A 15881-nucleotide genomic window follows, 5' to 3' on the forward strand; every position below is an offset into this window, starting at 1 on the left:
TGGTCTTTCGTGTACTTAGGTATATATAGCTAATTGCAATTTTTTTGCAAAAGCTACTATATAGATATACAGCCAATAAGCGTATAATTTTTTATCTTTATCAACGCTTTAAAACGTAAGTACTGTAATTACGTAATTTATAAAGTTAGTATAAAGAGAATTCACCTTGATGATGTTGCTAACAGAGCGATCGCACAATGGATAATTTTAATTTGATTAACTATACGTTCTAGTTCTGCAAAAACCGGAGTTTGTTCGCGGACAGCTTGTAATGTTGGTGTCACAATGTGGGGATCGATGGTAATTTCTGAGATTCGCGCCATATACAACTGCTCGGTTTGCTCGTGAATAGTTTCCAGATGATTATTAAGTATTGGTAAGGGTTGGGGCGTTTGTCTGTATTGCAGAGCATCGGCTAAATTCTCCAAAATTTGGATGATACTATCAGTAAATTCTGGGATTGCTGCAAATTGATACTGACCGCTAAATTCTCGCTGATGTTCCGCTAAAGTTGTTATTGAGTTATAAAAATTGCGAATATATATCATTAATGTCATCACAGGTTCGATTTCTCCCTGAACATGACGGGGTTCGCTAAACAATCTTTGAGCGGCGGCGTTGGCGTTGGCGTTCTCTAGTGCAGCTTGATGACGTAGGCTGTTGAGAGCAGCCACAGAAGTATTTTGGGAATTGAGATAGTTCGCAATTACCTGTTGAAAGTATGCAAGATTAGCGCGAATTGTTTTTGCGAGTTGGGCGGGAAGTTTTTGTCTTTCCCAACTGGGAAACAGTAAATAGCCACCAATCAGCGCTAACCCACCACCAACGCAACTATCAACAATCCGCAATAATCCTACCTCCCAGCCACCGGCATTAATCATATTTAGGAGTAAGATAATGGCGGGAGTCAACAGCGTGATAAACAGGGTATAACTAAGCGATCGCACTGACATGGCCGTAAACACCAGCAACAATAGAAAAAATGCGATCGCCCATTGATTGTGAATCAACAAAATTGCAGTAATGCCGATGATACTACCAAAAATTGTACTGAGTGCACGTTGCACTGTTGTCTGCGTTGTACCGCCAAAGTTAGGCTTGAGCGCCACAAGTGCTGTTAAAGTAATCCAGTAACCTCTCGGGATTTGCAATAATGAGGAAATTAATTCCGCCAAAGCAACAACCACTGCTAAACGCAACGCATGGCGGAACATCACCGAATCAAAAGTTAAGTTACACCGCAGCGTCTCCATCATCTCAGCAGTTGTCGGCGGTTTGGGTAGGGTAATATCTTGGTTGATGGGGTTACGCTGTTTTCCTTGTTGTAAATCTGTAACTATCTCAGCATCAGTATGAATTTGTTGTACCAACTGACTGAAACTGGTGGTTAACTTCCGCAAATTAACTAAATCCCAATACTCATCTCTGGGTAAATTACTGTTTTGACTGACAACTTGATTGCGTAAAATTTGCCACTCATATTCTAGTGCTTCCACAGAGCGATCTAAATCTCCCAAATGCACAGAATTTCTGCCTTTAGCGATCGCAGTTGCTAACATCTGCATAGCAATTGCCAACTGTGTCATCACCTCAGCAATTTCTCTCTGCAAACGGGAACATAACGGACTCTCAGATGCGATCGCCAACAGTTCCACCTGCGCCACCACCGAAGTAATAATTTGATTAGCATCCTCAATTAACACAAGTAACTGATTTCCCCGCAGACTAGCGCCTTTTTGAGTTGTCCAGACACTAGCCCAAGTATTGCGAGCTGCTGTTAAGTCCTGTGTGACGGTATCCTGTGCTTGGACAAATTGCTCCCCCCAATCCTCAATATCCTGGGGATGGACAACTCTCTTGCCAGCTACTTCAATAAATTTACTGAGTGAGTTGTAACATTTAGCTACAGATGCCGTGACAGGCTTCTCGGGGCGGACTACCAATAACCCTAGAGATAGCAGCGTTGTCCATGTTCCCCCAGCGAGACAAAGTAGAGAATGCAGCAGTAGCGTAGACAAATTTCCCGGTGCAGAGAATCGCGCCAAGGAAACAACAAACATAATCCCAGTGATTAAGCTGACAGAAGCTGGTACACTACCAAAAATACCCGCCAACCCAACAATAAAAATCACCAAAAACGTCATAGGAATTGCTAACCACAGAGTGCTGCTAACTAAATTGGCGATCGCAAACACCAAAGTCACGCTGATAGTAGCAGCAATCAGTGCAATTAGCTTTTGACGATATACCCCATCAACATTTACCATCCCCACAAACCAAGCTGCCATAGTCGCGATCGCACTTTCCGCCCCATGTCCTGTAAATATGCCAACGCCAATCGGCACACCAAGAATCAACAAACTACGCAATCCATTGGTAATAGCAGGCTTACCCGGCTGGAGTTGAAACTGCTGTAACAGCCAAACCACAGGACTTTGATTGGACATGATGGCAAGTATGAAGTGTTCAGTCTGAAGTAGTATGAAGTATGCAGAGAATTCCTGCTTCTACTCTAAGTACAGAATTTCCACAAACCTCTTTCCCCCCGCCCCCTACTAGTGGTTTATCGCATTAATTTTACGGCGCTGCGAGATCCCCGACTTCTTCAAGAAGTCGGGGATCTGACCCCTCACATATTCTCATAACTTTTGCGATCGCCCACTAGTCTGCCAAAGTCTTTTTGAAAGGTGGGGTAAAGTCTTTAAACCCTTCCCCCTTGACCTTTTCCCTTTACCCAATCAACACCTGTCAATATTTGTGTGTTGAACTACGACCTCCTCACTTTAAATACTTCTGCAACAAACCAATAAACACCTCTGGCATTTCCAAATGGGGTAAAATGCCAGTGTTGGCGATCGCCACAAATGCACGAATGAAATCGGGATTTAAATTTGCTAATCTTCTACCGAGTTTAATATTGGTAAATTGTGCCTTTTCGCCCCAGAAAAACACCGTGGGAATTTTGAGTTGCTGAATATATAAACTCAAATCAAAATAAAGGTCGCCTCGCAGAAATGCCAAGCCTGCAAACTTAGCATTTGGCTGTTGTGCAGAAGTTAAATAAGCTTGCACCATCTCCGAGGAGACACGTTCGGGTTTGGCAAACAAAAAACTTTGCAGAAAGTTGCGAACTGCAAATTCATTTTCCGCACCCACAGCATAAATTAAATTATCAATCAACGGCGTATTAATCAGTGGTAGCGGTAGTCTGCGTGCCACACCTTGACCAAAATCATCAAACCCAGCCGGACAAACTAAATATAAATCTTGGAATAACTCAGGCTGGGTAATTGCCAAACGAATAGCCAAAGCCGCAGTTAAAGACGAAGCCACAACTGTTACAGGCTGACGACAAGTTTGGTTAATAAATTGGGCGATCGCATTTAAATAATCTCGAATTTGATAATCCCATATTGGATGCGCCGACTCTCCCCAACCAATTAAATCTGGGGCTAATATATGGTACCTATCAGCAAAAGCTGGATAAACTTTTGACCACTCATAAGCAGAAGCACCGCCACCAAAGTTATGTAAAAATAATAGCGGTGGCAAATTTTCAGCATCAGCAATCGACCAAGGTGCAGTTGTTTGGGTATAGTAAACCATCGCCCCCAATGAGGTATGAATTACTTTGTGCCCAAAGCCAGGAGGTTGGAATTGAAGCATAAAATTAAGTATAAAGGATAAAAATTTAACTATTCAATCTTTATAGAATCGAGGAAAATCAACATTTTCATAAGTGTACCTACTTATGAATAAATAAAATTCAAAATTTGAATTTTGAATTTCTATCTCACATCCTTGGGAGTCACTTGAATAAGTTGACGCAGATTATCACCACTAATGTTATAAGCTGACCCAAAGCCTACTACAAAACGACCTTGGTTAGGAGTTAACTGAAAAATGCGAAAGTCAGCCAAACCGAGAAAAACTTCGATAATTTCACCAAATCGATTTTGAAAGCGCTCAACAATTTTCTGCCACTGCTCAGTATCTCTTTCTATTAAAGTTGCCGTACAATCAAAAGTTAAACGACGACGAGCAAAAATTTGATTTGCCTGATTTTCATCCTCAATAAATAAAACACTCACATGAGGATTGACAAGAATATTTTTAGTATGGGCAACTAATCCACTAACATAAATATAAATATTATAAGAATCATCCATTACAAAAGGAGCATAACTCGCATTAGGCATTCCCTCAGCATTAACAGTGCTAATAATGAGACTTTGAAATTGCTCAGTGAATTTTTCGTACTCAGCTTGAACTTGTTCTAGTTGGCTCATAATCCAATTACCCATTGATGAATGACAATTTGTTGAGTATTCTAACCTTGTTCGCCCCTCAGATGAAATGATGCCAGATGTGGCTTTATTGTACCTAATTTCCACACATCAGGACTTAGGCAAATAAGGGATTTCCAAGAAATAAATTCCATCTTGTGGGGCGGGCATCTTGCCCGCCATGCCACATAAACTGGGCGGACAAGATGTCCACCCCACAATACATACTGGGATATTTTTTTATTTGGAAGTCTCTAACAGATATTAATTGAAAAAATCTGCGTAGGATGCGTTAGCCATTGGCGTAACGCATCACTTAAGCAAATAACACAGATTAATTTTAGAAATACATCTAGGATGTGTTAGCCTTTGACGTAACGCCTCACCTAAATCTTGTGGCTATAAATCTGATGTAGTCAGCATCTTACCCGACCAAATTATACAAGTTCATCTAGAAAATCCGACAACACCCGGATAGATCCGCAATCTCAATCAATACGGTTCAGTTAAGAAGATTTTCTGTTGAAGCAGGTAAAGGAAGCAGAGGGAAAGAAAAAAGGCTTATTTGAACTGTATTGCCATATAAATCAATACAGTTCAGTTAAAAAAATAAATTGATAAACAACAATAATTTTGGAGGGGGTTTGGGGGACGCAACCGTCACCCAATCGGGGGTTTGGGGGAGAATCCCCCAATTGATCTAGCTATTTCCCCAACTGATAAATCAATACAGTTCAGTTAAAAAAATAAATTGATAAACAACAATAATTTTGGAGGGGGTTTGGGGGACGCAACCGTCACCCAATCGGGGGTTTGGGGGAGAATCCCCCAATTGATCTAGCTGTTTCCCCAACTGATAAATCAATACAGTTCAGTTAAAAAAATAAATTGATAACAAAACAATAATTTTGGAGGGGGTTTGGGGGACGCAACCGTCACCCAATCGGGGGTTTGGGGGAGAATCCCCCAATTGATCTAGCTGTTTCCCCAACTGACAAATCAATCACAAATGTATTGCCATCTCAATTCTAAATCCAAAATTGTCTGACTCTGGACTACCTCCACGAAAAAATCTGACAATTCAGACACCACTATCTTTTGTATTTATTTGTAACAAATATATAAGAAGCTAAACTAAAGAAAGTTATGAGGACGCAAATATGACCGACAAAAATCGTTCTCAATGGGATTTATGCAGGTTTATCAAAACCTTAACCTACTTTGAGGTTATTCCTTTGCTGAACTGGGTACAAAAATTGATTCCCGGTAATTCTCAAGAGAATGAAGATAGACCTAATGGAGGAAGAAATTTGGGTGTAATACTAGTAGCAGGTGCAACAGGTGGTGTTGGTAAACTTGTGGTTAAGCAATTACTAGAACGTGGCGAGCGGGTGCGCTGTCTTGTCCGTGATCTTGAAAAAGCCAGGACAATTCTGGGTAATGATGTTGACTTAGTAGTTGCGGATATTACCAAACCAGAAACCTTAACTCCTATAGTCATGGCGAATCTGCAAGCTGTGGTATGTTGTACCGCCGTGCGCGTCCAACCAGTAGAAGGAGATACAGCAGATAGAGCCAAATATTATCAAGGCATCAAATTTTACCAACCAGAAATCGTTGGCGATACACCCGAAAATGTCGAATATCAAGGTGTCAAAAACTTAGTAGCAGCAGCGAAAAAATATTTGCCAACACCCAATACCAAGCTGATATTTGATTTCACCAAACCATCAGCAGAATTAAAAGATATCTGGGGTGCTTTAGATGATGTAGTCATGGGTGGTGTGAGTGCCAGTAATATGCAATTTGTCGATGATACAGCATTATTTGCTGGCTATGTCTCCACCGCCAACTCCGGGGGCTTTGCTTCTGTAAGAACCAAAAATTTTGAACCACCATTTAATTTATCTGGTTATGAAGGTGTAGAATTACGCATCAGAGGCGACGGTCAACGCTATAAATTCTTTCTCCGGCCAGACACAAAATGGGATGGATTAGGATACAGTTATTCCTTCGATACTGTAGCTAATACCTGGATAGATATTCGCATTCCATTTGCCGATTTAACACCTGTATTTCGTGCCAAAACTGTTAAAGATGCACCACCAATTGACGCGAGTACCATTAGCTCATTGCAATTAATGTTAAGTAAATTTGAATATGATGGCGCATTAAATCCCAAATTTACCCCTGGTGGCTTTAGTTTGCAAGTAGAATCAATCAAAGCTTATGGTGGAACAAATTTACCGCAGTTTGTCTTAGTTAGTTCCGCAGGTGTCACCCGTCCCGGAAGACCAGGAATTAATTTAGAAGAAGAACCCCCAGCCGTGAGATTAAATGACCAATTGGGCGGAATTTTAACTTGGAAATTAAAAGGAGAAGATAGTTTAAGAACAAGCGGTATTTCTTACACAATTATTAGGCCATGTGCTTTAACACAAGAAGCAGGAGGTAAGGAATTAATCTTGGAGCAAGGTGATAATATTCGGGGAAAAATCAGCCGTGAGGATGTTGCTGAACTTTGCATCCAAGCGCTGAAACAACAAAACGCTTGTAACCGCACCTTTGAGGTCAAAGCAGGAGAAAACAGCAATAATTCTATCAATTGGCAGAGTCTATTTTCTAACTTACAGCCTGATCAATAAATCTTAGAAAGGCGAGAATAGGAAAGAAAGGGAAAAGGTAGCATAATACTTGCCGGTTAAGGGGAAAAAAAGGGAATGGGAAAAGGGAAAGAAACAACCTTTAACCCTTACCCTTTAACCTTTTCCCCAAAACCAATTTTGAGTTCAAAACGCTATCCCTTGTAGTATTGAAAGATAGCACCTTTTCCATTTTCCCCAAGCACAAAAGTAAATGAAATGTTTAACAAGCTATTATTCGCCGGGTTGTTGATAATTACGCTGTTAATGGGGATATTATCAAAACCAGCTTTATCTCAGCAGATAGAATCACGAATTAATAACTTAGAAGCAGACTTAAACCGCGTTGAATCACAGTTAAGTCAAATACAATCTCAACTCGGTCAAAGTCGCTTGTCTCCATCCCCAAGAACAACGCTTACCCCTCGTCAATCAGGCGGTTCTGGAAGGAATTTATCAACAGCAGAACGAGATAGAATGTTTGATAGGCTTGCAACTTTGGTTGTAGAACTCAAGCAACAAGTCAACAAATTAGAAACACGTGTCTCCAAGCTAGAATCGCGTTAATAAATTGTTCTACCCATTCACGATAATTGGGTACCCGGAAACGATAATTGAGTACCCGAAAATCATAACTAGGTACCCGGAAACGATAACTGGATACCTGGAAACGATAATTGAGTACCCGGAAACTGTAACTAGGTACCCGGAAACGATAACTGGATACCTGGAAACGATAATTGAGTACCCAAAAACGGTAACTGGGTACCCAAAAACGATAACTGGCTACCTGGAAACTGTAACTGGGTACTTGAAAACGGTAACTGGGTACCCGGAAACAATAATTGGGTACTCAAAAACCATAACTATCTTGTCAGTGGTGTCAACTTAACGTGAAACCCGCTCTTGTGCAAGGTTTCGCCCTCACCCCCAGCCCCTCTCCCACGGGGCTACGGTGTACACAGAAGTCTTGAAATCCTACCTGGAAGGGAGTTTTAAACTCAGATAAAAATCGCTCAAAACCTGTCATTGCGAGCGAAGCGTTCGCGTAGCGTCTCGCAGAGAAGCAATCGCTTGGTGCTGGGATTGCTTCGTCGTTCCTCCTCGCAATGACAATTTAAGGGGGTTGAAATCCCTGAAACGTATGTGGAGAGTACTTGTGTGTACACCGTAGCCCACGGGGAGAAGGGAGCCAGAGATTTAGTTCCCCTTCTCCTGCGGGAGAAGGGGTTAGGGGATGAGGGCGGGAGGTATTTGTACAATGCCCACCCTATATCGCTTTTAGCTAAAGTTGACAGCATAAAGTTTTAACTATGAAATAAAATAATATGTCAGTTTTGTAAGTCCTGATATACCAGGAAAAATTCTGTTTTCTTCAATCTTTAATCCTTAGTTGTTGTTCAAAATAAGATAAGTTCTCAGAGTAGAAATTTTTATCTTTCACACTGTAACAACCAAAAGTTGGATTTTAGCATATTTCTATTACTTTGATTTTGTGCCTTTTCGATTCTGCAATACTCCCCAGGGATAGATAACAACTAAACCTCTTGACTGATGCAATTTTCTATCTCATCAGAGAAACTGTAACAGTAATTAAACAAATATACAGCAGATTCGATGTTTATAAGGTACAGCAACTAATTGAAAAAAGTAATGATTAATAAGTAAAATTCCTACTCATTACTCATTACTCATTACTCATTACTCATTATTGCTGTAAATACATTGGAATTGCACCCTTTGATCCATAATTCATCCAAGTAACATGAATGCAGAGATATCCGCAGTTTGGCAGCAAATTCAAGGCATGATTGATGGATTTATTGTGCTGCTTCCTAACCTAGTTTTGGCATTAATTGTCTTTGTCATTTTCTTTCTAATTGCTAGAGCAATTAAGAGAATGGTCAAACGAGTAACACGAAACCGTCGTCAAGCTCGTAATTTAGGATTAGTACTTGGGCGTTTAGCACAGGGGACAACAATTCTAGTAGGACTATTCATCGCTTTATCAATTGTCATCCCCACATTTAGAGCAGGCGATTTAGTACAACTTTTAGGAATCAGTGGGGTAGCAATTGGTTTTGCATTCCGTGATATTTTGCAGAACTTTTTAGCAGGAATTTTAATTTTACTCACTGAACCTTTTCAAATTAATGACCAAATAGTCTTTAAAAATTTTGAAGGAACTGTAGAAAGTATTGAGACACGCGCCACCACAATTAGAACCTATGATGGTCGGCGAATTGTGATTCCTAACTCTGAATTGTTCACCAATTCTGTGACTGTAAATACTGCCTTTGAAAGTCGCCGCTTACAGTATGATGTCGGCATTGGTTATGGTGATGATATCGACCAAGCCAAGCAATTAATTCTCGAAGCAATGCATAGCTTAGATGAAGTGCTGTCAGATCCGGCTCCTGATGTATTGGTGATGGAATTAGCTGAAAGTACCGTAAATATCCGCGCCCGTTGGTGGATCAAACCACCCAGGAGAGCCGACGATCTCGCTTCACGCGATCGCGTCCTGACTGCAATCAAGAAAACCCTCACCGCTAATGGTATAGATCTACCTTTCCCCACCCAACAAATTTTATTCCACGACCAAACCGAAGAAACAGATGGCGATCGCTCCCGTCAGCGTGAAGGTTGGCCTGCTGGTAATCGGGAAGTACCAAAGCCTCGCCGCATCAGCAATTCTCTAAGGTTACTGGCGCAAAAACATTCCTCCCATGACGGGAATGGTAAGATAGATTCTCAATTCAATGAACAATAAAATTCCAATTTTAAATGGCAAATATGAACGTTAATCAGGCTGAGTGTCCGAGTTGATCCCGAAAGGCTGAAAAAATTAAGAAGTTCACGTAGTGGACTGACACAGCTAATTTGGTGCAATAGCAAAAATTCATTTCATCCGCGTTTATCTGCACGGCAGTTGCTTCTCCCAAGGGGAGACGCTACGCGTAGCTTGCTTCCCCGTAGGGGTACAAGTCGGGGAACCGCAAGGGCGCACTGCCTTGTTTATCTGCGGTTAATTTAATCAAATCTAATGCCTCATTTTAGGCGTGTCAGTCCATTAGGATGCGTTAGCGATAGCTTAACGCATCCGTGCAAAAGCTTTTAGTACGTTACGCGTTACAGAAAGGTAGCTGTGATTTATTGTTGGGCTAGCAACTTATAAAAGAAATTACCAATAAAAAATATTTTTAGTAATAACCACCTACCAAGCTATAAATCAAACTAGTAAGAACTAACAATGTAATGATGACAAAGCTCCATATCCGCCGTGAGAGGAAAGCAAAAAGGGAAATTATCACGCGGATGATAGGAGTAGCAATCATGAGTAATATTCCTAGTTGAATAATGGCTCTATCACTACCAGCCAACAGCGCTTTGATTACACCTAATGGCGAGCAAAAATTAGATGGTTCACCTCGAAACAATTGATATCTAGCTGGTTCAGTTCCATGATGAACTAAGTAAATTATTCCCCCAAATAACACTACAGCACTAGCAATTAAAACGCCAAATTTGAGTAAGTTACTCAGTAACTTCTCAAATTTCTGTTCATCTTCACTTTTAATAATATTTTTAGCAGAATTCAGCGTAATATCAGTATTTTTAGTTAGCTGTTTTAAAGCAGCAATATCGCTATCTATTTCTTCTGGCTCTAAAGGTTCTACAACAACTTCGTTTTTAGGTATGAAAGCAAACGAACGCCGAAATAAATCAAAATAGACCATTGATTATACTCCAATCAGACTGTTGTAGACCATCTTCAGCGCCATTGCTATTAATACAAAACTGAAGATAATTCTTAAAACTTGGGTTTTAGCACCTATGAGAATTCTGGCACCCAAAAAAGCACCAGGTAACACACCCAACATCACAGGCATTGATAATCCAGGGTCAATATAACCACGGGCTAAATAAACTCCTGCTGAAGCTGCGGCTGTCACACCAATCATAAAATTACTGGTGGTTGTAGATACTTTAAATGGAATACGCATCACGTTATCCATTGCCAAAACCTTAAATGCACCCGAACCAATACCAAGTAATCCAGAAATAATTCCAGATACAAACATCACAGCAAACCCACCTGGAACCGCATGAACTTGATAAGGAATAAAGCCATCGGGTGTTGGGTAAGCACCATTCAGTTCTAAATAATTTGCAAAGCCATCTTCTGTTTCATTTTCTGGTTCTTGGCGTTTGGGTTGTTGTGAGAGATATGCTGAATAAAGTAAGATAATTGCTAGGAAAATTGTTAAAGCTTTCACAGAAACTTTAGTGGCAATTATAGCGCCTATAATAGCTCCAAAGGTTGTTGCTACTTCTAAAAACATTCCTAATCTTAAATTAGTGTAACCTTGCTTAATGTATGTAGATGCTGCACCTAAAGAAGTAGCAATTACAGATACTAAAGAAGCGCCAACAGCATAGCGAATATCAACACCAAATACTGAAGTTAATAAGGGTACAATCACTACTCCGCCTCCTAAACCGGTTAATGCACCTATCAACCCAGCAGTAAAGGAACCTACCCAAACTAATAAAGAAAATTCCAGAATATTCACATCTGCTAGCCTTTTGTTATCTAAGTAACTTTTTTCTTTGTAGAGACGTGTTTAGCGTCTCTACATTTTTATTGCTTAATTTTAATCAGCTTCTTCCTCGCCGCCTAGAGGTACATCCGGAAGTCTAGAAGCAATATTTTTTTCTCCAACATTAGGAATATACCAGTTGATATCGCCAGCTTGAAAAAGTTTACTGGGAGTAACATTAAACTCTAAGGCGCTGGTTTCTGGATTGCTCTTAGCTATCAATTGTGTACCTTTAAATATTTTGATAGCGGCTGCACCGTCTAATGATTGATTCGGGTCTATGTTTAAACCAGCAACTTTAGCATCATTTGCTAAATAAATCCCCTGACAATCCCATCCTGCTGGGGTTTCTTGCCCAGCACCTAAAAAGTAAAGTGTATTATCGTAGGATGTTTTCGGTTTTTTAGGTTTGGGGCCGTACACAGCAATTGTTTTGTCTGTTTCATTGCGACATTGACCCCAGTTAATCCCTTTTTCGAGAGCATATTTTTGAAACGACAATTCATCAATTTTTTTCTGGATATCTTCCACTGTGAATGTCTCGGATATCGTTTCTCCCGTTTTAGCGGCTGCCAGTTGCGCTTCTAGAATATCTAGGGATTTGGTTACTTCTACGTAATCAGCACTTTTGGTAATTTTTTGTGGGTCTGCTAAGGAAGGTCTAGCAAATATAAAATTTAACCCAATAATTAACACTAGTAACAGAGATTTAAATAACTTCATGGTTCTCCTGATGATAACAAAGATGGATTATGAAGACGCAAAATTTTCGGGATAATTTTACGTCTTCAGCATTATTTAGTCTTCTATTGGTGCATTAGGTGCTTGAGCGCTAACATCAGCTGCCGATAAATTGGGAATTGTCCAGGTAGTGTCACTTGTTTTGAAGATTTTTGCAGGCGGAACATTTAATTCAATAGCGCCTGTTTGGGGATTTGTTTGAGCAATTAGCTGAGTACCAGGGACAAATTTTAATGCTAGGGGTTCTGTTAATTCCTGTGCTTGGGTATCACCAGGAATTAAGCCAGCAATTTTTACTCCTGCTGGTAGGTAAACACCATCACAGTTCCATTCATCGTCTGTAATTTTGCCGTTACCTAAATAATAAATACTCGGCTGTTGATTTTTCTTAGCTTTATGGGCGAAAACTGCTAAATTTTGTCCAGTTTGATTACGACATTGTCCCCATTCTAGAGATGTCTCCAGAATATATTTTTGGAGATTTAATTCGCCTGTTTTCTGTTCAATTTGTTCTGCTGTATATCCTGATTCTGCTGGTGCTGTTTTTGCTTGTGTTAGTTCGTTGATGGCTTGTGTAACTTCAGCATATTCAGGTGTTTGCGTCAGTAGTGGCGGATCAGCCCAAGATGGTTGGACAATTAAAAAATTCACTAATAGTGTGAAGACTAATAAAAAAGTTTTAAAGAGCTTCATGGGGTTCTCCTGATGAGGCTTAAAGGGTAAATTTTTACCCGTTGTTGATATCTATCGCTAGCAATCAAAATTGCAATTTCTCAACTAATCAATCCCAAGACACAAAATTTTGACTGCGATAAGTTGTCTAACTTTCACCAATTTCCTTATTTTTAGCCTATTTTAGTTCTCTTCGACTTCTGCCCTAGGTTTATATTTTTTGACTATCACCATGAGACAGATACAACTAGCTACTAAAGCCAGTGGACTCAATGCGCCACTTTCTAAAATGATATATACTCCTAATCCCACCAAGACAAAGGGAACCAAATTACTACCATAACGATTGAGAATAGTTGCAATATTGTTTTGGTTAATTAGTTTGTAGCTGCCATAGCACCAAACTCCTACAAGCAAAAAGAAGATGATGAGAATTATGCTCAGTCTGATGAGATTGCTGTTAGCAAACAATGGCATATAAATACTGATATTATCACTACCATTGGCAATGGTAATTGCTGCAACACTATAAGTTTGTGGAGAAAGAAAGCTAGCAAATGGAGAAGTTTGTGATTGTTTCAATTCCTCATCTTCTGCATCATCATCATCACTTTCTTGATTGAGCCAACTACTCATACCAATTGCGATAGGAGCTAGTCCCAGTAGACCAATCCAGTGTTTTGGTAATATCATACCGCCCAAAAAGCCCGTCAGACTAGCAATTACTAAAATACTAAATCCGAGGAACTGACCGATAACAATATGCCGCGAACGGAAATTATTATTGATTTGTGAAAACCAGAGCGACAAAATAACTAAATCGTCAAGATTAGTTGCGGTAAAAGCTGTTATGCCTGTAGGGATAGCGGTAATTAATTCTTCCATTACACAGTTTTGGATATTGAATACTGGATTATTGATGATTGCACAAAGGGCAAATAGCTAATATCATGTCCGTTTGCAGACTTATCATATCTGTGAAGGTTGGGAATGGGTAATAGGTAATGGGTAATGGGAAATAAAAAGACAGTTTAACAATTACCAATGACCAACAAGACCAACCATATCGTCAGTAATTAGCCTGACTTGATATAACTTGGCTATTTTTTGCCCCGTTTCGCGTTACCGTAAGCATCGCTGTCAAATCTAATGTGAATTGCGTCGATAGCTTTGACCATTTTGTTAACCATTTTGGGCGAGCGTAATCTCTGGCACATGAACCATCCGCAAGCAATGGCAATATAGATTAAAAAGAGATAAGGAAAGAGATTATAAGGAGCTTCAGGAACTGGAAACATTTGATTTCCGGGAATTCCGATGCTACCTACCAAGGGAATGCACATAAACCCTATGGCTATGAGGGAAAATATGATATCTCTAAGACGCAGACTATTGATTTTGTAGAGGTAAATTGGTGCAGCAATAGAGATTAAGATGTAAACGGTGACAAATCCAAAGCTGGCGATCGCACCTAAATATCCCATACTCTCAAAGAGTTTGATTTGAAATAGAGCCATCACCGCCGGAATTAAGAATGTCAAGAAAGAACACATCGTGACAGCAATGTGAGGCGTTTTATTCGATGTGTGTGTATTGCCAAGCTTGGCATGGAACAATCCATGACGCGCCATTAAGAAGAAGATTCTGGCGGCGGGATTAATACTTCCCAGAACGCAAGCAAAGAAGCTAGCTAAAGCACCTAACCCAACTAATTCACCTAGCCAACCTAAACCTATTTGTTGGGAGAGATAACCTAGAGGTTCCTCGGTGTGGGTAATATCTACTCCTGAGTGGCGAAACGCTAAGACTTCTATATATGTAGTGCAGACATAGAATAAACCAGCGAGGACGACACTACCTAAAACTGAGCGCGGAATGGTTTTTAATGGGCTTTTTGCTTCATCACCCAAGGTAGTTGCACTTTCAAATCCAGAGAAGGCAAACATTACCAGTACCAGTCCGGTTGCGAGACTACCTGGCTGCACACCACTCAAAGTTAGTTGGGGTATATCTAATGCAAAACCGTGGTGTGCCCAAATCATCACACATAAAATGCCAATCAATGCTATGGATAGACCCTCCATCCATAGCATAGCGACGGCTGAGAGTTGAATATCTCTATAACCTGCATACCAGGCGATGCCTGCACCTAAAGCTAGTAAGGTAATACTAGAAGGGTGGATTCCTAAATGACCAATCAATACACTGCTGAAGTTGGCAAACCCACACAACACCGACATGGCAGTAAATAGATAAGCCAAAACCAAACTCCAACCGCAGATGACACCAGCTGTCGGGCCAAGACCTTTGACGATATATGAATAGAGAGAACCAGGCGAAGCAGAACGGCTAGCAAATTGATTGATATTGATACTGACAAATACCAATCCCACTAAACCTAGAACCATACTTAGCCAAGTCCCATTACCTGCAAGAGCAACAATTAAACCCACGTTAGACGCAGGGATAGTTGTTGGTGCAATGACTGCAAAAGATTGTGCTAAAACTTCCCCAAAAGAAAGGCAATGTGATTTTAAGCCATGAAAACTTTGTTGTAAGACTTGTTGTTGGTTTGCATTGATCTTGAATTCACTGGACATCAAAACATACCCCTGGTATATCGAGTATCAGCCATTAACCGAAGTTTTATTTGTAGTTTCTTTTAACCAGCGATCGCTATCAGTACTTATGTTTTAAGTTATCTCCCTTACGTGAGAAAAGCAAACATTTTTTCTTTTTAATTTAATAAATAAAAATAATTGATTTCACAAATACTCTGGAAAGCTAGTTCTGCTAATTATTTCAGCTACATTTAGGCTCAAAAAGCTGATTAATTGTAAAAATTTTATGAGGCTGCACTACATATATCACTTCGATTTTAAAAGTCGTAACAAAACGTACAGTTTATATATTGTGCCTGTGTACTTACTTATAGA

At 40.1% G+C, this 15881-nt stretch carries 12 protein-coding genes; 3 read left to right on the top strand and 9 right to left on the bottom strand.

Features of this window, described 5'->3' with window-relative positions:
- Positions 1-161: 161 nt before the first annotated feature.
- The 3 genes from HGR01_RS19475 to HGR01_RS19485 form a co-directional block, all read right to left on the bottom strand.
- Positions 162-2447 carry an FUSC family protein gene (locus HGR01_RS19475; protein WP_045873932.1) on the bottom strand — a complete coding sequence of 762 codons (2286 nt, stop codon included), beginning with the start codon at positions 2445-2447 and terminating at the stop codon, positions 162-164.
- A 331-nt stretch (positions 2448-2778) separates the two neighbouring features.
- Positions 2779-3666 carry an alpha/beta fold hydrolase gene (locus tag HGR01_RS19480; protein WP_045873933.1) on the bottom strand — a complete coding sequence of 296 codons (888 nt, stop codon included), beginning with the start codon at positions 3664-3666 and terminating at the stop codon, positions 2779-2781.
- Between the two features lie 122 nt (positions 3667-3788).
- The gene (locus tag HGR01_RS19485) at positions 3789-4289 is read right to left on the bottom strand and encodes a HugZ family protein (RefSeq protein ID WP_045873991.1); all 501 of its coding nucleotides are present in this window, start codon (positions 4287-4289) and stop codon (positions 3789-3791) included.
- Between the two features lie 1157 nt (positions 4290-5446).
- Here HGR01_RS19485 and HGR01_RS19490 point away from each other — a divergent pair.
- From HGR01_RS19490 to HGR01_RS19500, 3 genes are all read left to right on the top strand, one after another.
- The gene (locus HGR01_RS19490; protein WP_045873934.1) at positions 5447-6931 is read left to right on the top strand and encodes a CIA30 family protein; all 1485 of its coding nucleotides are present in this window, start codon (positions 5447-5449) and stop codon (positions 6929-6931) included.
- Positions 6932-7147: 216 nt separating this feature from the next.
- Positions 7148-7495, top strand: a complete 348-nt coding sequence (locus tag HGR01_RS19495; RefSeq protein WP_045873935.1) for a hypothetical protein — start codon at positions 7148-7150, stop codon at positions 7493-7495.
- A 1198-nt stretch (positions 7496-8693) separates the two neighbouring features.
- A complete protein-coding gene (locus HGR01_RS19500) occupies positions 8694-9701 on the top strand; it encodes a mechanosensitive ion channel family protein (RefSeq protein ID WP_045873936.1) in 1008 nt (335 codons plus the stop codon).
- Positions 9702-10131: 430 nt separating this feature from the next.
- On the opposite strand, the gene HGR01_RS19505 is transcribed toward HGR01_RS19500, so the two are convergent.
- From HGR01_RS19505 to HGR01_RS19530, 6 genes are all read right to left on the bottom strand, one after another.
- A complete protein-coding gene (locus tag HGR01_RS19505) occupies positions 10132-10668 on the bottom strand; it encodes a DUF1634 domain-containing protein (RefSeq protein ID WP_045873937.1) in 537 nt (178 codons plus the stop codon).
- A gap of 3 nt (positions 10669-10671) precedes the next feature.
- Complete coding sequence (locus HGR01_RS19510) at positions 10672-11505, bottom strand: sulfite exporter TauE/SafE family protein (RefSeq protein ID WP_045873938.1); 834 nt, start codon at positions 11503-11505, stop codon at positions 10672-10674.
- 81 nt (positions 11506-11586) lie between these two features.
- Entirely contained in the window at positions 11587-12255 is a 669-nt protein-coding gene (locus HGR01_RS19515; RefSeq protein WP_045873939.1) for a hypothetical protein, read from the bottom strand.
- Between the two features lie 75 nt (positions 12256-12330).
- A complete protein-coding gene (locus tag HGR01_RS19520; RefSeq protein WP_045873940.1) occupies positions 12331-12966 on the bottom strand; it encodes a hypothetical protein in 636 nt (211 codons plus the stop codon).
- 162 nt (positions 12967-13128) lie between these two features.
- Positions 13129-13830, bottom strand: a complete 702-nt coding sequence (locus HGR01_RS19525) for a cadmium resistance transporter (RefSeq protein ID WP_045873941.1) — start codon at positions 13828-13830, stop codon at positions 13129-13131.
- Positions 13831-14045: 215 nt separating this feature from the next.
- Positions 14046-15545 (bottom strand): APC family permease, encoded by a 1500-nt coding sequence (locus HGR01_RS19530; RefSeq protein ID WP_045873942.1) that lies wholly within the window; start codon positions 15543-15545, stop codon positions 14046-14048.
- Positions 15546-15881 lie beyond the last annotated feature (336 nt).

This window comes from Tolypothrix sp. PCC 7712 (assembly GCF_025860405.1).
Classification (GTDB): domain Bacteria; phylum Cyanobacteriota; class Cyanobacteriia; order Cyanobacteriales; family Nostocaceae; genus Aulosira; species Aulosira diplosiphon.